The sequence below is a fragment of the Curtobacterium sp. PhB146 genome (assembly GCF_004342995.1).
Lineage (GTDB): Bacteria > Actinomycetota > Actinomycetes > Actinomycetales > Microbacteriaceae > Curtobacterium.
Map to the genome: position 1 here is coordinate 353,795 of NZ_SMBN01000002.1, position 20,984 is coordinate 374,778.

At 70.9% G+C, this 20,984-nt stretch carries 17 protein-coding genes; 5 read left to right on the forward strand and 12 right to left on the reverse strand.

All coding sequences use genetic code 11. The features are described 5' to 3' along the window. Window positions 1-33 precede the first annotated feature (33 nt). The 5 genes from EDF33_RS10090 to EDF33_RS10110 form a co-directional block, all read right to left on the reverse strand. Window positions 34-906, reverse strand: a complete 873-nt coding sequence (locus EDF33_RS10090; protein WP_243692442.1) for a carbohydrate ABC transporter permease — start codon at window positions 904-906, stop codon at window positions 34-36. Between the two features lie 5 nt (window positions 907-911). Then, window positions 912-1,847 carry a sugar ABC transporter permease gene (locus tag EDF33_RS10095; protein ID WP_243649937.1) on the reverse strand — a complete coding sequence of 312 codons (936 nt, stop codon included), beginning with the start codon at window positions 1,845-1,847 and terminating at the stop codon, window positions 912-914. A gap of 4 nt (window positions 1,848-1,851) precedes the next feature. Further along, window positions 1,852-3,201 (reverse strand): ABC transporter substrate-binding protein, encoded by a 1,350-nt coding sequence (locus EDF33_RS10100; RefSeq protein ID WP_123938521.1) that lies wholly within the window; start codon window positions 3,199-3,201, stop codon window positions 1,852-1,854. A 326-nt stretch (window positions 3,202-3,527) separates the two neighbouring features. Then, window positions 3,528-4,613 carry a LacI family DNA-binding transcriptional regulator gene (locus tag EDF33_RS10105; RefSeq protein ID WP_132099989.1) on the reverse strand — a complete coding sequence of 362 codons (1,086 nt, stop codon included), beginning with the start codon at window positions 4,611-4,613 and terminating at the stop codon, window positions 3,528-3,530. A 79-nt stretch (window positions 4,614-4,692) separates the two neighbouring features. Beyond that, a complete protein-coding gene (locus EDF33_RS10110) occupies window positions 4,693-5,703 on the reverse strand; it encodes a LacI family DNA-binding transcriptional regulator (RefSeq protein ID WP_132099990.1) in 1,011 nt (336 codons plus the stop codon). A 411-nt stretch (window positions 5,704-6,114) separates the two neighbouring features. Here EDF33_RS10110 and EDF33_RS10115 point away from each other — a divergent pair, with 411 nt between their 5' ends. From EDF33_RS10115 to EDF33_RS10125, 3 genes are read left to right on the forward strand one after another with little or no spacing between them, the layout of a single operon-like run. Continuing rightward, window positions 6,115-7,470 carry an MFS transporter gene (locus tag EDF33_RS10115; protein WP_207906672.1) on the forward strand — a complete coding sequence of 452 codons (1,356 nt, stop codon included), beginning with the start codon at window positions 6,115-6,117 and terminating at the stop codon, window positions 7,468-7,470. Continuing rightward, window positions 7,467-7,808 carry an L-rhamnose mutarotase gene (locus tag EDF33_RS10120; protein WP_131879475.1) on the forward strand — a complete coding sequence of 114 codons (342 nt, stop codon included), beginning with the start codon at window positions 7,467-7,469 and terminating at the stop codon, window positions 7,806-7,808. Before EDF33_RS10115 ends, EDF33_RS10120 begins: the two co-directional genes overlap by 4 nt. A gap of 36 nt (window positions 7,809-7,844) precedes the next feature. Beyond that, window positions 7,845-8,276 (forward strand): DNA methylase, encoded by a 432-nt coding sequence (locus tag EDF33_RS10125; protein ID WP_111084411.1) that lies wholly within the window; start codon window positions 7,845-7,847, stop codon window positions 8,274-8,276. Window positions 8,277-8,369: 93 nt separating this feature from the next. Here the strand turns inward: EDF33_RS10125 and EDF33_RS10130 are convergent, their stop codons facing one another. From EDF33_RS10130 to EDF33_RS20165, 7 genes are all read right to left on the reverse strand, one after another. Beyond that, window positions 8,370-11,039 carry an alpha-L-rhamnosidase gene (locus tag EDF33_RS10130; protein ID WP_243692429.1) on the reverse strand — a complete coding sequence of 890 codons (2,670 nt, stop codon included), beginning with the start codon at window positions 11,037-11,039 and terminating at the stop codon, window positions 8,370-8,372. Window positions 11,040-11,052: 13 nt separating this feature from the next. Beyond that, complete coding sequence (locus EDF33_RS10135; protein WP_132099991.1) at window positions 11,053-11,997, reverse strand: carbohydrate ABC transporter permease; 945 nt, start codon at window positions 11,995-11,997, stop codon at window positions 11,053-11,055. Beyond that, window positions 11,994-12,971: a sugar ABC transporter permease gene (locus tag EDF33_RS10140; RefSeq protein WP_207906673.1), complete on the reverse strand. Its 978-nt coding sequence runs from the start codon at window positions 12,969-12,971 to the stop codon at window positions 11,994-11,996. The genes EDF33_RS10135 and EDF33_RS10140 overlap by 4 nt, the downstream gene beginning before the upstream one ends. After that, window positions 12,968-14,335 carry an extracellular solute-binding protein gene (locus tag EDF33_RS10145; protein WP_165918785.1) on the reverse strand — a complete coding sequence of 456 codons (1,368 nt, stop codon included), beginning with the start codon at window positions 14,333-14,335 and terminating at the stop codon, window positions 12,968-12,970. Before EDF33_RS10145 ends, EDF33_RS10140 begins: the two co-directional genes overlap by 4 nt. A gap of 165 nt (window positions 14,336-14,500) precedes the next feature. Next, window positions 14,501-15,811, reverse strand: coding sequence for a cytochrome P450 (locus EDF33_RS10150; RefSeq protein WP_132099992.1), 1,311 nt, complete (start codon window positions 15,809-15,811; stop codon window positions 14,501-14,503). A gap of 28 nt (window positions 15,812-15,839) precedes the next feature. Next, complete coding sequence (locus tag EDF33_RS10155; RefSeq protein WP_165918786.1) at window positions 15,840-17,108, reverse strand: NAD(P)/FAD-dependent oxidoreductase; 1,269 nt, start codon at window positions 17,106-17,108, stop codon at window positions 15,840-15,842. 2 nt (window positions 17,109-17,110) lie between these two features. Next, on the reverse strand, window positions 17,111-17,302 hold the full coding sequence (locus EDF33_RS20165; RefSeq protein ID WP_165918787.1) for a ferredoxin: 192 nt from the start codon (window positions 17,300-17,302) through the stop codon (window positions 17,111-17,113). A 143-nt stretch (window positions 17,303-17,445) separates the two neighbouring features. Between EDF33_RS20165 and EDF33_RS20695 the strand changes: the two genes are divergently transcribed. Both EDF33_RS20695 and EDF33_RS10165 read left to right on the forward strand, forming a co-directional pair. Then, window positions 17,446-18,306 carry an AraC family transcriptional regulator gene (locus EDF33_RS20695; protein ID WP_131879464.1) on the forward strand — a complete coding sequence of 287 codons (861 nt, stop codon included), beginning with the start codon at window positions 17,446-17,448 and terminating at the stop codon, window positions 18,304-18,306. 62 nt (window positions 18,307-18,368) lie between these two features. Further along, window positions 18,369-20,945, forward strand: coding sequence for an alpha-L-rhamnosidase (locus EDF33_RS10165; RefSeq protein WP_132099994.1), 2,577 nt, complete (start codon window positions 18,369-18,371; stop codon window positions 20,943-20,945). Window positions 20,946-20,984 lie beyond the last annotated feature (39 nt).

Below are 20,984 nucleotides of genomic sequence, written 5' to 3' on the forward strand. Positions count from 1 at the left end.
CGGTCGTCGTCGACCGGTGCGGGGGTCGTGGGGTCAGCCCTTGACGGCGCCGCTGGTCATGCCGGCGACGATCTGGCGGTTGAAGAAGACGTAGAGGATCAGCGGCGGGATCGTGATGAGCAGGACGTCGGTGAACAGCAGGTTGAGCTGGCTGACCGACTGGCTCTGGAACGAGTAGAGCGTCTGCTGCACCGTGGCGTTCTCGGACCCCGGCAGGAAGTACAGCGGGTTCGTGAAGTCGTTGAACACCGTGACGGACTGCACGAGCACGACCGTGATGATGACCGGCTTGAGCAGCGGCAGCACGACGCCGAAGAACAGACGGATCGGTCCGGCGCCGTCGAGGACGGCTGCCTCGTCGAGCTCCTTCGGGATCGTCGCCACGAACGCCCGGAAGAGCAGGATGCAGAACGACAGGCCGAAGGTCGCCTCGATGAGGATCATCCCGCCCATGGTCTTGAACAGGTTGAGCCCCTGGAGCACCCAGATCGTCGGGACGATCGCGGGCGGGACGATGAGGCCCGCCAGGACGAAGAAGTTGATCACGCCGTTCCACTTGCTCGGACGACGCTGCAGCACGTACCCGACCATCGCGGAGAACACGACCATCACGATCACGCTGCCCACGGTCAGGACCGCACTGTTCAGGAACGCGCGGACGATCACGCCGTCACCGGATCCGAACACGGCCTGCAGGTTCTGCCAGAGCTGCCACTCGGTCGGCAGGCTGAAGCCGAGCTGGTTCGCCTCGGCCGGGTTCTTCATGGCCTGCAGCAGGACGAAGACGAACGGCACCAGGAACACCACGAAGCTGACGACGATGGCGATCGAGCCGATGACCCACCGGCGGGTCCGGCCCGGGTGGCGTCCGCGGGGAGCGGCCGGGGTCAGCCGCTGGTCGACGATGGCGGTCACAGGTCCGCCTCCTTGCGGTTCAGGAGCCACGAGATCGGGACCATGATCGCTGTCACGACCACGAACAGGACCACGTTGCCGGCGGTCGACAGGCCGTAGAACCCGGCCTGGTACTGCTTGTAGATGACGCTCGCGATGACGTCACTGGTGAACCCTGGCCCACCGCCGGTCATCGCCCAGATCAGGTCGAAGGACCGCAGCCCGCCGATCAGCGACAGGATGATGACGGTGCCCATCGCGGGACGCGACAGTGGCAGGGTGATGTTCCGGAAGATCGACCACGCGCTCGCGCCGTCGACCCGTGCGGCCTCGAAGTACTCCTGCGGGATCGCCACGATGCCGGCGATGAAGATGAGCGTCGCGATGCCGACGCCCTTCCAGACGTCCACCGCGGCGACGCTCCAGAGGGCGAGGGCCGGGTCGGTCAGCCACCCCGGAGTCGGGAGGCCGACCGAGCCGAGGACGCCGTTGATGATCCCGTGGAACGGGTCCATCAGCGCCTTGAACGTGATGCCGATGCCGATCGTCGACACGAGCACCGGGAAGAACACGACCGCCCGCAGGTAGCCGCGCCCCAGCACGGGCGACGTGAGGAGCAGGGCGAGGGCGAGTCCGATGACCACCTTCGCCGCGCTCGTCACGAAGCCGTACTGGAACGTGTGCACGAACCCGGAGACGAGCTGCGGGTCCTGGAAGAACCGGACGAAGTTGTCGAAACCGATGAAGGTCTGGTCGAACAGCGTCCAGCGGGTGAGGGAGAAGTAGAACCCGGCGAAGGTGGGGACCGCGAAGAACACGACGTACAGCGCGATCGCGGGGATGAAGAACCAGGCGGGGTAGAACGAGCGCATCCGCTTGCGCGCGGGACCGGTCCCGCCGGAGCCCGCTCGGGTCTTCGCCGGCTCGAGTGCCGTCGTGAGTGTCGCGGTCACCGTGTCACCAGCCCTTGATGCCGAGCTGCTGTGCCTGCTGGACGACGTCGTCGTCGTACTGGTCAGCACCCTTGGCCGCGTTGGTGATGCCGGAGCCGACCTGCACGCAGATCTTCTCGAGGTTCGGGCCCTTGATCGGGGACAGGAACTCGAGCGCCGGGCTCGCCTTGCCGTCGTCCAGGTACTTCTGCAGGTCGTCGATCATCGGGGGCACGTCGTCGGGCAGCGAGCAGGTCGAGATGACGTACGGGCCACCGGGGGTTCCGGTGTCGTTCTGCACCTTGCAGCCGTCGGCCGAGTTCGCGAAGGCGATGAACTTCTTCGCGGCGGCGAGCTCGTCACCCTCGGTGGTCTTCGGGATGTACAGGCCGTTCGGCTCCCAGATGGTCAGGTTCGTGTCGTCGGCGTCCTCGGCCGGCAGCGCGAACGCTCCGATGTCCGCGACCGCGTCGGGGCTGTCCTGCTGCAGGGTCGAGATCGCGTTCGTCAGCATCGGGTACTGCGCCCCGGTGCCGTCGGCGAGCATCTTCAGGCCGTTCGCCTGCGTGGCCGAGGCGTAGTCCTCGTTGTAGAGGTCCTTGTCCTTGCCCTCGGCGAGGTGGTCGAAGCCGGCGAGTGCGGGGTCCTTGGCGTAGGACTCCTTGTTCGCGGTGTAGTTCTCCGCCCAGTCCTTGTCCTGCGCCGTGATGTTGGCGAAGTCGCCGAGCACGAACAGCTGGCTGGTCCAGGTGTCGCCGTACGTCTGGATGATCGGGGCGACCTTGCCGGCGTCCTTGATCTTCTCGCTGTTGCTGATGAACTCGTCCCACGTGGTGGGGACGCTGAGTCCGAGGTCGGCGTAGACCTTCTTGTTGTACATGACGCCGCCGCCGAAGCTCGTGCCGAACGGAGCGCCGTAGACGCCCTTGTCGGTGCTGACGACCTTGGTGAACTGCTCGTCGACGTCCTTCGTCCAGCTCTCGTCGGACAGGTCCACCAGGGTGTTGTCCGGGTTCAGGGCCTGCATGAGCGAACCGGAGTTGTAGTTGAAGACGTCGGCCATCTCGCCGGTCGACAGCTGGGTCTTCACCAGGTTGTCGCCGTCGGTGCCCTGCGGGCGGGTGTCGAACTTGACCGTGATGTCGGGGTTGGCCTTCTCGAACGCCTCGATGAGCGGCTTCGCGGTGGCTGCGGTCGCGGGTGAGTTGTCGGCCTGGTAGGTGATCTGCACCTTGCCGCCGCCTTCGTCGGCGGAACCGCCGGACGAACACGCCGCGAGCCCGCCGATCAGGACCGTGGCGCCGCCGATGGCGACGAGCCGTTTGACGACGGCGCGCTTGGTGAGCGTCCTCGTGGTCAGGGAACGAGCTGACATTCCTTACCTCCTCGTAAGGCCCGGGGCGGGGTACCCCGGGTGAAACGGACCCGGATCCCGCGTCGTCGTGGGCTCCGGTTGCTGCTGTTTAGAACGTTTCAATCAGGATGGAACCACGTGGATTGAAGCGTGTCAATCGCTGTGCCGATTTCGTTACGGGAACGCGCATGCCTGGTGCGCGCGGTCCGCGTTGCCCGGCCTGCTTCGCCCGCCCTTCCTCCGCCCCACCCGCGAAAGCGACACTGTGCCGCGAACTGTTCGCGTGGATCTGTCGCTTTGCCGGACCAGACGGCGTCCCGTGCCGCAGGACTGTCGCTTTCGGGCGCTCAGGCCTCGGTGCGGCGCGGGTCGCTCGGCGCCGTGGCCCGCGCGGCCGCTGCACCGGCGCGGCCGAGCGTGCTCTCGCGGGGGACGAGCTCGCTGCCGAGCACCACGGTGCGGTGGACGTGCATCGGGTCGGAGAGCTCCTCGAGCAGCAGGGCCACGGCGGTCGCGCCCATCTCCTCGCCGTGCATGGTGACCGAGGTCAACGGCACCGCGCCACCCCACGCGACCGAGTTGTGGTCGCACCCCGACACCGGGATGTCCTCCGGCACGCGGATGCCGGCGGCTCGGAGCTCGGAGACGACGGCCATCGCGAGCAGGTCCGTGACGCCCAGGACGCCGTCGGGCCGTTCGGCGACCGGCATCGCGGCGATCCGCGCGCCGGCGTCGGTGCCGCCGGGCGGGTCGATGTCACCGGCGTCGACGTCGACGAGTTCGACTCCGGGGTGTTCCGCGATCGCGCGGAGGAGCCCCGCGCGGCGACGGGCCACCGGCTGCAGGTCGGGCCGGGCGCTCACGAAGCCGATGCGTCGGCAGCCCTGCTCGATGAGGTGCTGCGCGGCCACGTACCCGGCCTGCTCGTTGTCGACGACCACCGAGCAGGCGTCCACCTCGGTCGGTTCGTAGTTGACGTAGACGACGGGCAGGCCGTGCTGCTTCGCCGCCTCGACCTGTGCGCGGGACTCCGTCATCGAGGCCAGCAGGATGCCGGACACCCGGGTGCTCTCGAGGAACGCGAGGTGTTCGCCCTGCGCCTCGAGGTCGTTCTCGCTGCTGGCGACGAGCAGGGTGCGCCGGCGTTCGCGGGCGGTCGTGTGCGCGCCGCTCACCACGTCGGTGAACAGCGAGTTGCGGAGCGAGGCGACCACGAGACCGATCGCCCGGGTGCTGCCGGACACCAGTGCCCGGGCGTTGCGGTTCGGCGTGTACCCGAGTTCGGCGATCGCGTCGTGCACGCGTGCGGCCGTGGACTCGGCGACCCGCTCGGGGTGGTTCAGGACGTTCGAGACCGTCGCCAGCGAGACGCCGGCGCGAGCTGCGACGTGGTGCACGCTCGGCGGGCCGTCGCGCCGGGGGACATGCACCATGCTCCGATCGTAGGCCGCGGCGGCGGCCGGTCCGTGCCGCAGAGCCGGGCAGGCTGGTGGGCAGACGCGAGGCGGTCGGCTACGCGTCGGCGACAGAGGACTGCCGGACCACGAGCTCCGGCGTGAACTCGACGTGCTCGAGGTCGATTCCCTGCCCGAGCTCGACCTGCTTCGTCAACAGCTCGATCGCCTGGCGCCCGAGGTCCTGTGCAGGCTGGCGCACCGAGGTCAACGGGACGACGGCTGCCTCGGCGAAGGCGATGTCGTCGTAGCCCACGATCGCGATCTCGTCCGGCACCGCGATCGTGCCGCGCATGATGAACGCCTGTTCGAGGCCGACCGCGAGCAGGTCGTTCGCCGCGAACACCGCGTCCGGCCGTTCGGCGCGGGGGCGTGCCTGGAGTTCTTCGCCGATACGACGCCCTTCGAGCACCGACAGTGACGCGGTCGGCAGGACCTCGAGCTCGATGCCCGCTGCCCGGGCCGCCGACAGTGCGCCGGCGTGCCGGTCGGCAACCTGGCGGATGCTGGACGGGCCACCGACGAACGCGATGCGCGTCCGCCCGATGGCCGCGAGGTGCTCGACCGCGATGCGACCGCCCGCGACGTCGTCCACCGACACCGAGGCGAAGTGCTCGTCGTCGGCGCGGCGGTCGACGAGCACGACGGCGGTGCCCTGGTCGCGCAGGCGGGCGAGGCGGGACAGGTCGTCACCGGCGGGGGAGATGAGCAGGCCGGCGACGCGGCGTTCCTCGAACAGGTCGACGTAGGTGCGCTCGCGGTCGGTGGACTCGTCGGAGTTGCCGATCAGGACGGCCAGGCCCTTGTCCATCGCGGCGTCTTCGGCGCCGCGCGCGACGTCGGTGAAGAACGGGTTGCCGCCGTCGAGCACGATCAGGCCGACGGTGGAGCTGCGGCCGGCCCGGAGCTGGCGTGCGGAGTCGTTGCGGACGAACCCGAGCGCGGCGATGGCGGACTGCACCCGGTCGACGGTGGTCGGGGCCACCTTGTCGGGACGGTTCAGGACGTTCGACACCGTCCCCAGGGACACGCCGGCGAGCGCTGCCACCTCTCGCACACTGACCGCCATGTGGCCATCCTGGCATCGCACCTGCGCTTCCGGGTGGTGCGCGCCGTGATCTGTGGAAAACGGCGGACGGGAGGCGCGGTGCGGGCTGGACCCGGGCCTCCCGTCCGGTGGGTGGGCAGGTCCACCGCACGGTGCGAGATCGTGGGTGCGGCCGCGCCCCGTGCGTGCTCAGCTCCGGCGTCGCACCGTGCGTGCTGCGCCGCCACGTGCGAGGTTGGCCGCTCGGTGCGCGCTTGCAGCGCCGCACGGAGCGGGCAACCTCGCACCGAGTGAGCGACCGCGCACCGTGCGGACGCGGGCGCGCCGCACGCGGACGCGCAAAGCACGGACTTGCCAACGCCCGCCGGGGCGCACTATCGTCTCGCTGTCCCGTTGAAACGATTCACTGGCGAACACGCGAACGGAGGACCAATGGCGGTCCGAATCGGAGCCCGGAGCACCACGGGCTGGAAGGCGACCGTCTCGGTCGCCATGTCGAACTACATCGAGTCGGGGTCGATCATCGCGATCGCCACGAGCCTCAGCCTGTGGCAGGCGCAGTTCCACGTCGGCGACCTCGAGGTCGGTCTGCTGGCGAGCCTGTCGGCGAACGCGTTCGGCGCGGCCGCCGGCGCCATCATCGGCGGACCGCTGTGCGACCGCTACGGCCGGAAGTTCATCTACACCTACGACCTGCTGCTGTACATGCTCGGCATCCTGCTCGCGGTCTTCGCCGGCAGCTACGGCATGCTGTTGGTCGGCTTCATCCTGACCGGCATCGCGGTCGGCGCCGGGGTGCCGGCGAGCTGGACCTACATCGCCGAGCAGGCACCAGCGGACAAGCGTGCGGCCCACGTCGGCACCGCGCAGCTCGCCTGGTCGATCGGCCCGATGGTCGGCTTCGGGTTGGCCATCGCCGCCGCACCCCTCGGGCTGCTCGGCAGCCGGCTCATCTTCGCGCACCTGTTCGTCGTCGCCGCCGTCGTCTGGTGGCTCCGCCGCGGGCTGCCGGAGTCGGCGATCTGGAAGGACGAGCGCGCCGCGACCGGCACCGCGAACTTCTTCCACGGGATCACCCAGCTGTTCAGCCGGCGCCGGAACCTGACCGCGATGCTGTTCCTGTTCGGCGTCTACGCGCTCTGGAACACCGTCGCCGGGCAGGCCGGCATCTTCCAGCCGCGGGTGTACTCGGCCACCGGGGTCACGAGCGTCACCGAGCAGTACGGCCTGCAGATCCTGGTGTGGGGCTGCACCGTCGCCGCGACCTACTTCGGCTTCATGCGCTACGGCGACCGGGTCAGTCGACGGTTGCTGTTCGCCCTCGGCGCGGTGCTCGCGATCGTCGCCTGGGCCGTCCTGATCTACGCGCCGGCGAACCTCGGCACGCTGCTGTTCTTCGCCGTGGCGTGGGGCATCTCGTCGGGCATCGGTGCCCAGGCGTTCTACGGCCTCTGGACGAGCGAGCTCTTCGCCACCCGGTACCGGGCCAGTGCGCAGGGCGTGCTCTTCCTCGCCGCGCGGGTCATGGTCGGTCTGCTGAGCATCTGGTTCCCGCTGCTGCTGTCCGACATCGGACTCCGTGCACTCGGTGGACTCATCCTGGGGCTCCTCGCGATGTCGTTCCTGGTCGGCACCATCTGGGCGCCGCGCACGCAGGGCAAGACGCTCGAGGCGATCGAGGCCGAGCGGTACGGCACCGTGACCACCGTCACCGGTACCGTGCGCACCGCCGACGAGCGCGCCGTGCAGGACGCCGAACAGCGTCGCCGCGCCGAGGCCGACCGATGACCCGCGTCTGCTTCCGACTGCAGGTGCAGGCCGAGCACCTGGACGCCTACCGCGAGCGGCACGCCGCGGTCTGGCCGGCGATGCTCCGGGCGATCGCCACGGCGGGGCGGCGGAACTACTCCCTGTTCCTCGACGACGACGGCCTGCTGATCGGCTACTACGAGACCGACTCGGTGGCCGATGCCGACGCGTCGCTCGCGGCCTCCGAGGTCGCGAGCGCATGGGAGGCGCACATGCAGGACCTGTTCGACGGTGCCGCGGGTCGGGCGGACCAGACCGCGCGGGTGCTGCCCGAGGTGTTCAACCTGGAGGACCAGCTGGCCGCCGCCGCCGAGTGAGGAGCGGGGGAGCGGGGAGCGGGTAGCGTCCGGTCCATGGCCGACGTGACCCACGCCGCGGACCTCGGGATCGACCTGTCCGACGGCAAGCCCCAACAGCTCTACCGGTGGTTCCTCGCCAGCATGCTCTTCGGCCGGCCCATCCGGCAGGAGCAGGCGGCGGAGACCTACCGCGTCCTCATCGACCACGGGTTCACCAGCCCGGGGAAGTTCGCGGGCGCCGGACGCGAGCAGCTGCGCCGGGTCCTGGACGAGGGCGGCTACGCGCGGTTCGACTACCAGATGACCGATGCCCTGCACGAGACGATGCACACGCTCGACGCCGACGAGGGGTCCGTGTCGCACCTGGTGAAGACCGCGGCGTCGCGGAAGGACCTGCGCGACCGACTCGGTGCGCTCAAGGGGGTCGGCCCGAAGACGATCGAGATCTTCCTGCGGGACATCCCGGACGTGGTGCTGCCGGACTAAGCGCGAATGCGTGCCCGGATGACTTCGTGAGCAGAAATGGTCGAGTCTGACGCCCCGACCCGACCATTCCTGCTCACGAAGCGCCCGCCCGCGCTACACGGGAACCGAGGCCTGCCACGTGCCGTGGGCCAGCGGCGTCGCCGGAGCGCCGGGCAGGTCGAGCACCGCGGTCGCGCCGACCGGCACGGTGACCGTGACCGACAGCGTGCCGTCCACGACCTCCCAGTCGATCGCCGCCCGTCCGTGCGGGGTGTCGAGCGCTGCCCCCGCCGAGGTCAACCCACCACCGGGGCGCGGGGCGAACAGGATGTCCCCGTAGCCGGGGGACGCGAGCGCGATGCCGGCCACCACCCGGTGCATGAAGTCCGCGACCGACCCGAGGGCGTAGTGGTTGAACGACGTCATCCCGCCGGAGTTCACACGGCCGTCCGGCAGCAACGAGTCCCAGCGCTCCCAGATCGTCGTCGCGCCCTGCGCCACCGGGTAGAGCCACGACGGGCACTCGTCCTGCAGCAGCATCGCGTAGGCGTCGTCGAGGTGTCCGGCCTGCAGCAGCGCGTCGCAGACCACGGGGGTGCCCGCGAACCCGGTGCCGATCCGGTGTCCGTTCGCGCGCACCAGGGCGGCGAGCCGTTCACCGACCGGCCCCGAGGCGTCGACGAGCCCGAACACGATCGCGAGCGCGCTGGACGCCTGCGAGTCATCGAGCACCTCGCCGGCGTCGGACAGGAACCGTTCGCGCCATGCGTCCCGGATCCGTGAGGCGAGCGCCGCGTAGTGGTCGGACGAGGACTGGTCCCCGAGCACCCCCGCCCACGCCGCCAGCACCGACGTCGATCGGTACGAGTACGCCGTCGCCAGGCAGTACTTGTCGGCCTTCGCAGCCGCGGCGTCCTCCGGCGGGGCGAGCGGGTCGAGCCAGTCGCCGAACTCGAAGCCGTCGACGCGCACCAACGACTCGTCCGAGGTCGCGTGCACCCCGTCGACCCAGGCCTTGGCGGAGGCCCACTGGTCCTCGAGCAGCCCGACGTCGCCGTACGCCCGGTACAGCTCCCAGGGTGTGAGCACCGCCACGTCGCCCCACACGGCGGCGTGGTTGCCCTCGGGGTCGGCGCCCGGCAGCGTCGGCACGTAGTGCGGCACGCCGCCGTCCGGTCGCTGCTCGAGCGCGAGGTCCCGCAGCCACGACCGCAGGACGCCGGCGCAGTCGTACAGGAACGCCGCGGTGGGCGTGAACACCTGCAGGTCGCCGGACCAGCCGAGCCGTTCGTCGCGCTGCGGGCAGTCGGTCGGGATGTCGACGAAGTTGCCGCGCATCGACCAGACGACGTTCTCGTGGAACCGTTCGAGTCGCGGATCCGAGCAGTGGAACCACCCGGTGCGGCGCATGTCCGAGTGCAGGACCTCGGCGACGATGTCCCCGGGCTCGAGCGTCGCGGACGGCCATCCCTCGACCTCGGCGTAGCGGAACCCGTGCACCGTGAACCGCGGGTGCCACGTGCCGGTGCCGTCGTCGGACGGCCCGGAGTAGAAGACGTCGGTGGCCTTCGCGGTGCGCAGTGGCCTGGTGGCGAGCTCGTCGTCCTGCATGACCTCGGCGTGCCGGATCGTGACGCCGAACGGTCCGACCGCGTGGTTCCGGATCCGCAGGCGGCCCGGCAGGTTCTGCCCGAAGTCGAGCTGGATCGCGCCGGCGTCCCAACGCCGTGACCACGTCGGTTCGATCTCCTCGGTCACCCGGACGACGGGGCCGTCGGCGGCGACGAGCGAGGCGGACGGGCGGTCGAGGACCTCGACCGGGTCCCAGTCGGAGTCGTCGAACCCGACGGCCTGCCAACCGTCGGGCTCGACTCCGCCATCCCACTTCTCTCCGTCGTAGAGGCCGGAGAGCAGGATCCCGGCGCGTGCGGCGCGCCAGGAGTCATCGGTGCCGAAGGTCTCGGCCGTGCCGTCCTCGTACTCCACCTCGAGTTGAGCGATGAGTGCGAGGCGGTCGCCGTAGACGTTCCGCATGCGGTCGTCCCAGGTGATCCGGCCGCGGTACCAGCCGTCCGCCAGGCGCGCGCCGAGGACGACGTCGCCGCCCTGCGACAGGTGTCCGGTGACGTCGTGCACGAGGTACCGCACGCGGTGTCCGTACGACGTCCACCCCGGCGCGAGCTCGGCGTCGCCGACGTGCACCCCGTCGATGGTCACCTCGTGCAGGCCGAGGCTCGCGACCGCGAGCCGCGCCCGGCGTACCGGTCCGCGCAGCGGGACCTGTCGCCGGAGCACCGGCGGTGCCTGGTCGACACGGGTGTTCTCCCGCCAGGGCGCGGCGACGAACGAGGCGGTCCAGTCGCTGTCGGCCAGGAGGCCCGCCTCGACCTCCAGGGGCTCGCTCCAGCCCGTCGCGTGCTCGGCTCCGGTGCCGTCGTCGCCCACCACACGGACGCGCCAGACCGCGCGCTCGCGGGACGCCAGCGGTGCGAACGGCCACGCGACGAGGACGCCGGAGCCGTCGACCCGGGCGGAGGAACCGGTGTCGTCGCCCTCCGACCGCGAGACGAGTTCGACGTCGGCTCCGGTCGGGGACCAGCCCGCGGGGGCGTCGGGTACGAGCCACGACAGGCGCGGAGTCGGTGAGCCGATCCCGAGGGGTTCGCGGAGGTGTTCGACGCGGAGCCCCGACGGGGCGACCGTGTCCTGCGGGCCGGTGGCGGGCCTCCCGGTCGGGTGGGAGCCGGCCATACGGCGGGCGGTGGAGGTCGTCGTGTCGGTCATGCGGTTCCTTTCGTCAGTCCTTGATGCCGGACATCGTGATGCCCTGGATGAAGGTCTTCTGGGCGAAGAAGAACAGCACCACGATGGGGATGAGGATGATGGTCGAGACGGCCATGAGGGGGCCGACCGCGGTGTCGCCCTGCGCGCCCTGGAAGAACGTCAGGCCGAGGGACAGGGTGTACTGGCTCGACTTCGTCAGGTACAGGAGCGGGCCGAGCAGGTCGCTCCAGGACGCCAGGAACTGGAAGAGCATCACGGCCGCCAGCGCGGGCTTGCAGAGCGGCAGGATCACCTGGAAGAACACACGCAGCTCGCCGGCGCCGTCGATGCGTGCGGCGTCCGACAGCGCTTCGGGGATGCCGAGGAAGAACTGGCGCATCAGGAAGATGAAGAACGGGATGCCGAAGAACGTCGGCACGATGAGCGGCAGGTACGTGCCCGTCCAGCCGATGTCACGGTAGGCCACGAACAGCGGCACCATCGTGACGTAGAACGGCACCATCATCGTCGCGATCAGGATCGTGAAGATCCCGTTCCGCCACGGCCACCGGATCTTCGAGACGCCGTAGCCGACCATCGCGCTCGACAGTGCGGCGCCGATCATCGAGGGCACGCAGATCACGAGCGTGTTCCAGAAGTACTGCAGCAGCGGGAACGTGGCGAGGCCGTACGAGAAGTTGCCGGTCGTGATGGTGTCCGGGAACCACTTCACCGGGAACGCACCGATGTCCGCCTGGGTCTTGAACGCGCCCGTCACCATCCAGAACAGGGGCATCAGGAAGACGACGCTCAGCACGATCAGGACGGAGTGCTTCGCGATCGACTCGGCGACCTGCGGCCAGGTGCGCTTGCGGTGCTTCCGGACCGGTCGGCTGGGCTCCGCGGTGCCGGGGCGGCCGGGTTGCCCCGGCTCGAGGGCGGCCGCGGCCGCGCCGGTCGGACTGTCGATGGCGGTCATCGTGCCTCACCTCCGTAGTAGACGCGCCGGCCGATGATCCGGTACGCCAGGATCGAGACGGCGGCGATGATCACGAAGAGCACCCAGCCGACCGCGCTCGAGTAGCCGAGTTGGTAGTGGTAGAACGCGGACTGGTACAGGTAGACGCCGGACACCAGGGTCGAGCCGGCTGGATCGCCGTACCCGCCCGTCATCACGAACGCCTGCGTGAAGTACTGGAACCCGGCGATCAGGCCCGTGATGGTCGCGAACAGCAGCTGCGGGCTGATGAACGGCAGCGTCACGTTGCGGAACTGCTGCCAGGTGCCGGCGCCGTCGAGGGACGCCTGCTCGAGCAGGTCCTGCGGCACGCCCTGCAGGCCGGCGAGCAGGATCACCACGAGGTTGCCGACGCCCCACAGCCCGAACAGGATCAGCGCGGGCTTGGACCAGTCCGGGTCCGAGAGCCAACCGGGGCCCTGGATGCCGAACAGGCCGAGCACGTTGTTGATGACGCCGTACTGCGGGTTGAGGACGTACGCCCAGATCACCGCACTGGCGACGATCGGCACGATGGACGGGACGAAGAAGACCACGCGGTAGAAGCCGAGGCCCCGCACCCGCCAGTTCAGCAGCAGTGCCAGGCCGAGCGCGACGGCGATGCCGAGCGGGACGGAGATCACCGTGATGAAGAGCGTGTTGCCGAGCGACAGCCACCACTGGCCGTCGGCGAAGAGCGTGCGGTAGTTGTCCCAGCCGATCCAGTCGCGGCTGCCGCCGAGCAGGTTGGCGTTCGTGAAGCTGTTCACGGCGCTGGTGATGATCGGGCCACCCGTGAAGGCGACGAGGCCGATGATCGCCGGCGCGGTGAAGAAGAGCCCCCACAGGAACGTCTGTCGCTGCGCGCGGGTGCGGGGGATCCAGTGGGTGAGCCAGCTGGACCCCTTGTCGCGCGACCGTGGTCCGCTGGTCGTGATGCTCCGTGTGACGGTCACGGGTGCTCCTTCCGGAACTCGTCGAGGGCGGAGTTGACCTGCGCGGCGACGCTCTTCATGGCGCGCTCGGGGGTCGTCTTGCCGTAGATGGCACTGCTGACGGCGACGTCGAGTGCCGTCGCGTAGGTGCTGGCGACCGGGATCGTCGGTCGGATGTTCCGCGCGGACAGCAGGCCCTCGCGGTAGATCGCGACCGTCGGGTCGTCGCGGAACTCCTGCAGGACCGGGGACTTCGTGTAGCCGGGTAGCAGGGTGCCGTTCGTGAAGTTCGCCTGGGTGCCCTCGTCGGACGTGGTCGCGAACTGCAGGAAGTCCCACGCGGCGTCGTGCTCCTTCGACTCCTTCGGGATGAAGAGGTCGTAGCCGCCGAGCCAGGTGGCACTGCCGGGGGAGCCGAGCCCCTCGGCGTAGGGGAACAGTGCGGCGCCGAGCTCGACCTTGGACGCGTCACCCTGCTTGTAGACGTTCGAGCTGTCGGTCGTGGTCATCGGCGCCATGCCGACGTTGCCGCTCGCGATGGACGGCAGGGTCTGCGACGGAGCGGTGACGGCGAGCTGGCTGGCGCCGCCGACCTTCTTCGCGTAGTCGCACATCCACTGCAGCCCCTGCACGATGTTGTCGTCGTCCGGGGTCGCCACCTGGTTGTCGTCGCTCATGAACTTGCCGCCGAAGGCGAAGCCGAGCGTGAACATCGAGTTGCTGAAGCCGTAGTAGTCCCACGGGATCGTGCCGATGCGGGTGATCCGCCGGCCGTCCTTCCGCAGGATCTTGTCCGAGAACCGGTCGAGCTCGTCGATGGTCGTCGGCGGCGTCTCGGGGTCGAGGCCGGCGTCGGCGAAGACCTTCTTGTTCCAGAACAGCGGGAAGTTGACGTCGACCAGGATCGGGTGCGCGTAGATGCCGTCGGTCGCGGTCATCTGCTTCCACACCGCCGGGGCGTAGTCGGCTTCGCCGAGGCCGGCCTTCGCCATGTAGCCGTCGAGCTTCGTGACGACGCCGTACCCGGCGAACTGCGGGTACTCCTCGGGCGTGCAGAAGGCCAGGTCGGGCGGGGTGCCCGCGGCGATCGCGGTCTGCAGACGGATCTGGGTGTTGCCGGACAGCGGCGCGTACGTGACCCGGACGCCGGTGTGCGACTGCGACTTCTCGTAGAGCTCCCCGAGCAGCACCCAGGCGTTGCCGAGGGTGCCGCCCCAGATGTTGTAGAGCTCGATGACGTGGTCGCGGCCCGGTGCCGGGTCCTTGCTGAGGCGGATGCCCTGCTGGTCGGCGGCGACCGCGCCGCCGCTGATCACGGTGCACCCCGCGAGCCCGATCGTCGCTGTGCCGGCGGCGATCGCTGCGAGGAACGCCCGACGCGACACGTCGCGTGGCGCGGGCCTGGTGGGTGGGTGTGGTGGTCGGCTCGACATCGAGTCCCTCCGGTCATCTTCGTTGACAATCGGCACACCGTCCGGTGGAGGTGAATCGTTTCACCGGGCGGCTGGCGACAAATGTACGACGCTCCGGGCCGGAGCGCCAGCATTAATTCAGATCGATGGATAAATTGAACGAGAATCGGTTTTCGGGCCGGTCCCCGCGGTCCCCGCGGTCTCCTGGTCCCACGTGACATGGACCGCTCCCGCCTCGTACGTGGCGACGGGGTTCGCGAACGGCAGCGGGTGGAGCTGGTCGGCGTCGAGCAGTCGGAGCCCGGGCAGGCCGGCGAGCATTTGCGTGAGCGCCTGCCGGATCTCGAGCCGCGCGAGCTGCTGACCGACGCACCCGTGCGGACCGTGCCCGAACCCGAGGTGCCCGAAGGCGTCCCGCTCGACGTCCAGGCGATCGGGGTCCGGGAACCGTTCCGGATCCCGGTTCGCACCGACGGGCGAGACCGACAGCGTCGTGCCGGCTGGGATGAGCTGGTCGTCGAGCACGACGTCCTCGGTCGCGGTGCGCGGGAAGAGCGTGAGGAACATCGCACCGGTGCGCATGAACTCCTCGATGGCCGGCGCGATGCGGTCCTGGTCGTCGCGGAGCAGGGCCAGCTGGTCGGGGTTCGTGAGCAACGCGACCGTGGCGGTGGCGATCAGGTAGGCGACGGAGTCGTGTCCCGCGCTCATGAGCTGGAACACGAGCCCCTCGACCTCGTACCGCTCGAAGTCCGAGGCGAGCAGGTCGCTCACGACGTCGTCGCCGGGATCGCCCGTCCGTCGGTCGAGGACCGTCCGGATGTGGTCGAACCGCTGCTGGGTGGTGGTCGTCGTCACCTGGTCGACGAACAGTTCCCGGAACTGCGGCACCAGGTCGTCCGGCACCCCGATCACCCGGCAGTGCGTCCGTGCGGCGATCGGCTGGGCGAAGTCGGCGAACACGTCGGCACCGGGGCCGAGCGCCCGGAATGCCTCGAGCTGGCCGGCCACCGTGTCGTGCACCCAGGGCTCGCGACCACGGACCTGCTTCACCGAGAACCGGCTGGTCACACCGCGGCGCATGCGCTGGTGGGCGTCGCCGTCCAGGGCGAGCAGGTTGGCGGCGTCGATCGACCGGCGTGCGGCGTCGTCGAGCGTGTCCGATGGTGGTGCCGTGGTTGCGTGCGCTGCGTCGTGGGCCGGTGCAGCGTCGCTCCGCGGCATGCGGTGGGGCAGCTGGCTGAAGCGCGGGTCGCCGAGCACCGCTCGCGCGGCCTCCCACCGGGTCACCACCATGCCGACGTGGCCGTCCTGGTACTCGAGCGGTACCGCGGCGTCGGATGCGCGCCACGCGGCGATCGTCGGCGACGGGGCGAGCGGCGTGCCGTCCACGGGCAGGGTGCGCGCGTGCGCGAACGGGCAGGCGGCGGGTTCGGTCGAAGTGGTCACGGGGACCTCCAGGTCGGTGCGGTGCGGGTCATCGGGTGGGTGTCGGGATGCCGGCCGCCAGGAGCCGTCGTGCGCGTCGGAAGGACCGCGGTGCTCCCCAGCCGACGACGCCCGTGGTCGCGCGGTCGCGGGCGCCGCCGCGGTCGCCGGTACCACCGTGGTCGCCGGCACTGCCGTGGTCGCCGGAGCGCTGCACGAGGACGGCCGGGTCGTCGTCCCACGGTTCGAGCGGGGCGGCGGGGTCGAAGGTGCCGGCTGCCTGCACGAGCACGCCGTGCACCTCGGACCAGAAGAACGGCACGCGCTCGGTCTGGTCGTCGCGGCCGGTGATGGTCGCGGCGACGGACAGGGCCTGCTCGATCGCGTTGGTCTGGTGCTCGACACGGGGCGGCAGCGACGTGCCGGACGCGGGAGCGGGTGCCGGCAAGACCCCGGGCGCCGCCCACCGCGCCACGTCGCCGATCGCGAAGACGTCGGGAGCCGCGACCCCGCGTGCATCGCAGCAGATGCCGTCGTCGACGACCAGCCCGGAGCCAGCGAGCCAGGCCGTGTTCGGACGTCCGCCGGTCGCGGCCACGACCACGTCGGCCGGCACGCGCCGACCGTCGCCGAGCACGACCGCCGTGCCGCCGCGCCCCGTGCCGCCGCGCCCCGTGCCGTCGGTCCGCGTGGCCTCGACCGCCCGTGCCCCGGCGCTCGGTTCGACCGTGACGCCCGCGGCCCGGTGCAGCGCGGTGAGCCGATCGGACAGCGCGAGCCCGACCGTCCCGAACGACAGCCCGCCACGACGTCCGACCATCGTGACCGCGCGCTCGCTGCCCCGGGCCGCCGAGGCGATCTCGGACGCGAGCACCCCGCTGCCGATGACCACGACCCGCTCGGCGGACGTCCACGCGGCACGCAGCCGCACGGCGTCGTCGAGCGTCCGCAGCAGGTGCACGCGTTCGGCGCCCGGTACTGCGGGTCGGACCGCGGTCGCCCCCGTGGCCACGACGAGCACGTCGTACGCGATCGGGCCGGCATCGGTCAGCAGTCGGTGCGCCGACGGCTCGAGGCCGGTGGCTCGGACACAACTGCGGATCGTGACGTCGAGGGCGTCGAGCTCCGCGGCGGTCCGGAGCGCCGCGCGATCGGCATCCCACGCTCCGGTCAGGACCTGCTTCGAGAGCGGTGGGCGACCGTACGGCACGTGGGGCTCGTCGCCGACCACGGTCACCGGCCCGCTGTGGTCCTCGGCCCGGAGCGCCTCGGCGACCGTCAGACCGGCGACCGAGGCGCCGACGACGACCACGTGCACGGTCAGTCCTGCAGGGTGATCGCGTGTGCGGGGCAGAGCGCCGCCGCTCGTCGGGCTGCTGGTTCGTCGGCGGCGCCCGGGTGCTCGTCGAGCAGCTCCACGATGCCGTCGTCGTCCTGGTCGAAGAGTGCTCCGGCGACCAGGGCGCACTGCCCGGCTCCGACGCAGATGTCCGTGTCCGCGGTGATCCGCATGGTCGTCCTCCTGTCACCGATCGCCGTCGACCGGTGCACCGACGCTACGTTCGGACCAGGTGGCGGCGGCATGGGTTCCGCGGGCAGAACCTGGACGATCCGGTCAACGCTGGTCCACCTGCACCGATGCGTACAGTGTCCGCATGGACGAACGCGCTGCCGCCGGCCCCGTCGTCGTCGCGGCGAACTGGTACCGCTTCCGCCCGGGTGAGCAGATCCACCACCTGTGGGTGCACAGCGTGTGCTGCCTCTGGGTGCTGAGCGGGAGCGGGGTGGTCGAGTCCACCGGGCAGCGGTTCCACCTGACCGCCGGCGACGTCCTCCGGCTGCCGTGGAGCCACGACGTCGCCTACCGCGCCGACGACCGCTCGCCGTTCCGGTTGGGGACGGTGCACGTCGTCCCGCGCCATGCGCACGGTCGGCCGGTCGTGCCGGAGGTCGCGCACGCGCCCGGTGACCAGGTGCTGGACGACTCCGCACGCTTCGACGATCCCGACGGCGTGGACCTCCCGATCCTCTGGCCCGGGCGCAGCAGTGTCGCGCGTCGCCTCGGGTCGCTCGGCCGGTACGTCGTCGAACGGTTCGCCGACGGCCCGTTCGACGAGTCGGTGTTCCGCGCGCTCGGGGCGGTCGTGCTCGCCGAGACCCGCGCCGCACGCGACGACGAACACGAGACGGTTCCGGTCGCGCTCGACCGGATGACGGACTTCGTGCTCCGGAACCTGCAGCGCCCGATGACCGTCGCCGAGATCGCCACCGCTGGCGACTGCAGTGAGTCGACGGCCGGCCGGCTGTTCGCCGCGCACCTCGGGTCGTCGGTGTCGAGCTGGGTGCGCGAGACCCGGATGCGAGAGGCAGCCGAACTGCTGTTGACGAGCGGACTCCGGGTCGGCGAGGTCGCCGCCGCAGTCGGGTTCGCCGACCCGCTGTACTTCTCGCGGGCGTTCCGTGACGCGTTCGGAGTCCCGCCGAGTCGCTACGGCACCGACCGCATCCGACCTTGATGCCGCACGGGTTGACAGCGCCCGGATCGTCCTGAATCGTTTCATCCGACCTTGGAGGTGCGATGGAGCTCCTGGACCACGACGTCGACGGCCAACACGACCCGATCGGGACCGCACAGTGCGGCCTGCGGTTCGCCTGGCGTCCCGACGAGACCCAGACCGCTGCGCAGGTGGTGGTCCGGGACGCCGACCGCGTCGTCTGGGACTCCGGCCGCACGGAGACGCCGACGCCCTGGTTGCGTTCGCCGTCCGACCTGCGGTTCACCGCGTGGACCGAACACGCTTGGGAGGCCCGGGTGGAGTCCGCCACGGGCGTCGCCGTGGTACGTGGCCGGTTCACCCCGGCACCGCTCGCCGCCGCCGAGTGGTCCGGAGCACGCTGGATCGGAGGCCCGGCCAGCGCCGGAGCCGCCGCGCGTGACGCCGTCGACGACGGCCGGAGTCCGCGCGAACGCAGCGCGGACGGCAGCTTCGCCGCACCGGTGCTCTCGATCGGTGTGCCGGCCGGACCGCCGATCGAACGGGTACTGCTCGCCCTCGCCGCCGGGGGCCACGCCGACGTGCGCGTCGACGGGGCGCTCGCCACCGACGAGGTCCTGGCGCCGACCACGACGCACTGGGACCGCCGGGTCCAGGTGGTCGTGCACGACCTGACGGCGGCGCTCGGCGACGGCAACGCGCACGAGGTCGGTCTCGAACTCGGCCGCGGCTTCCACGGCATGACGAACGCGAACGTCTGGGCGTGGGAACGGGCGCCGTGGCACGCGGAGCCCTCGGTCCGTGCGGTGCTCCGGATCGAGCGTGACGGCGGCGCGGTGGAGGTGCTGCCCACCGGACCGGACTGGACCGCGCGGGCCGGCACGATCCTCCTGGACGACCTGTACGGCGGCGAGCTGGCGGACCTGCGCCGTCGCGTCGGCGGGTCGCTGGCAGCGGTCCCGCAACCGGCCACCGTGGTCCCCGGCCCGGCCGGGGCGCTCGAGGCGCGACGTGAGCAGCCGATCCGGATCGTCGAGGAGTTCGCGGCCACCTCGGTCACCGAAGCCGCACCGGGGGAGTGGGTCGTGGCCTTCCCGCGGGTGATCGCCGGTTGGGTCGGTCTGCGGTTGCCGGCCGGTGCCGCGGGGCGGACGGTCCGGATCCGCTCGGGCGAACGGCTGCGCGCTGACGGACTGCCGAACGCCGACGACGACAACCACTACTTCGCCGACGGGGTCCAGACCGACGAGGTCACCCTCGACGACCGTGGCGGGTGGTGGGAGCCGCGATTCTCGTACAAGGGGTTCCGGTTCGTGCAGCTCTCCGGCTGGCCGGACGCGTCCGGTCCCGCTCCGTCCGACGTCGTCGCCCGGGTGGTGCGCACCGACGTCGCACGGCGCGCGGACTTCCGGACCGACGACGCCCTGCTGCAGTGGGTGCACGACGCGACCGTGCACACGATGGAGAACAACCTGCACGGGTACCCGACCGACACCCCGAAGTACGAGAAGAACGGGTGGACCGGCGACGCAGCGGTCGGCGCGGACATGTTCCTGACGAACCTCGACACCGCGGCGGTGCTCACGAAGTGGGTCGGTGACCTCGCGGAGACCGTCGCACCGGGGCACCCACCCGCGCTGATCGCCCCCAACGCCGGCGTGTTCGGCGTCGACACCCGTGCACCCGTGTGGCACGCAGCGCTCGTCACCGTGCCGTGGGACGTGTACCGCCACACGGGCGACCCCGCCGTGCTGGAGCAGCACGTCGACGTCATCGAGCAGTACGCGCGCTTCGAGGCCGAACGGTCGCTCGGGGGGATCGCCGACACGATCCTCGGGGACTGGGTCGCCCCCGGCACGAGCCCCGGCGGCGGAAACCCACCCGAGGACTCCCGCGTGCCGGCCACCGCGTTCCTCGTCCGGATCCTCGACACCGTCGCCGCGATCGACGACGTGCTCGGGCGCGACGGGTCCTGGGCACGAACGGCCGCAGAGGACGTCCGCGCGGCGTTCACCGAGGCGTTCCTGCACGACGGCGCGGTCCGGGGCGAACGCGACGAGGGATTCCGACAGTCCCATCAGGTGCTCGCCCTCGCGTTCGACGTCGTGCGCGCCCCGTCCGACCGGGGAGCCGTGGCCGCGGCGCTCGCCGCCGACGTCCGGGCCCGCGGCGACCACCTGGACACCGGGGCGATCGGGACGAAGTGGCTGCTGCCCGTCCTGACCGACGCCGGCTACGCGGACCTCGCGCTGGCCGTCGCCCGACAGACCTCGCCGCCGTCGTGGGGCGCCTGGCGCGAGGCCGGGGCGACGTCGATGTTCGAGCACTGGGACCTGGCGGCACGGTCGCACGGTCACTACTTCCTCGGGACGGTCGACGACTGGCTCACCGGGTGGGTCGCGGGGATCCGGCCGACCGAGGCCGGGTGGCGGCGGTTCACCGTGGCGCCCGCGGTGTGCGGCCCGGTCGGGTCGGCATCGTGCACGGTGCGGACCCCGTACGGCGACGCCGCGGTGGCGTGGACCGCCGATGACGGCACCGTGTCCCTCACCGTGACGGTGCCGCCCGGTTCCGGCGCGGACGTCGTCCTGCCCGACGGCACGCAGCACGTCGCCGGCCCCGGCACGAGTCACTTCGTGAGCAGAAACGGTCGAGTCTGACGCCCCGACCCGACCATTCCTGCTCACGAAGCGCCCGCC

Excerpts from the sequence above, each read along its gene's own strand:
- EDF33_RS10100 (WP_123938521.1), bottom strand. The coding sequence starts at position 3,201 with ATGTCAGCTCGTTCCCTGACCACGAGGACGCTCACCAAGCGCGCCGTC.
- EDF33_RS10105 (WP_132099989.1), bottom strand. The coding sequence starts at position 4,613 with ATGGTGCATGTCCCCCGGCGCGACGGCCCGCCGAGCGTGCACCACGTC.
- EDF33_RS10110 (WP_132099990.1), bottom strand. The coding sequence starts at position 5,703 with ATGGCGGTCAGTGTGCGAGAGGTGGCAGCGCTCGCCGGCGTGTCCCTG.
- EDF33_RS10115 (WP_207906672.1), top strand. The coding sequence starts at position 6,115 with ATGGCGGTCCGAATCGGAGCCCGGAGCACCACGGGCTGGAAGGCGACC.
- EDF33_RS10120 (WP_131879475.1), top strand. The coding sequence starts at position 7,467 with ATGACCCGCGTCTGCTTCCGACTGCAGGTGCAGGCCGAGCACCTGGAC.
- EDF33_RS10125 (WP_111084411.1), top strand. The coding sequence starts at position 7,845 with ATGGCCGACGTGACCCACGCCGCGGACCTCGGGATCGACCTGTCCGAC.
- EDF33_RS10130 (WP_243692429.1), bottom strand. The coding sequence starts at position 11,039 with ATGACCGACACGACGACCTCCACCGCCCGCCGTATGGCCGGCTCCCAC.
- EDF33_RS10135 (WP_132099991.1), bottom strand. The coding sequence starts at position 11,997 with ATGACCGCCATCGACAGTCCGACCGGCGCGGCCGCGGCCGCCCTCGAG.
- EDF33_RS20165 (WP_165918787.1), bottom strand. The coding sequence starts at position 17,302 with ATGCGGATCACCGCGGACACGGACATCTGCGTCGGAGCCGGGCAGTGC.
- EDF33_RS20695 (WP_131879464.1), top strand. The coding sequence starts at position 17,446 with ATGGACGAACGCGCTGCCGCCGGCCCCGTCGTCGTCGCGGCGAACTGG.
- EDF33_RS10165 (WP_132099994.1), top strand. The coding sequence starts at position 18,369 with ATGGAGCTCCTGGACCACGACGTCGACGGCCAACACGACCCGATCGGG.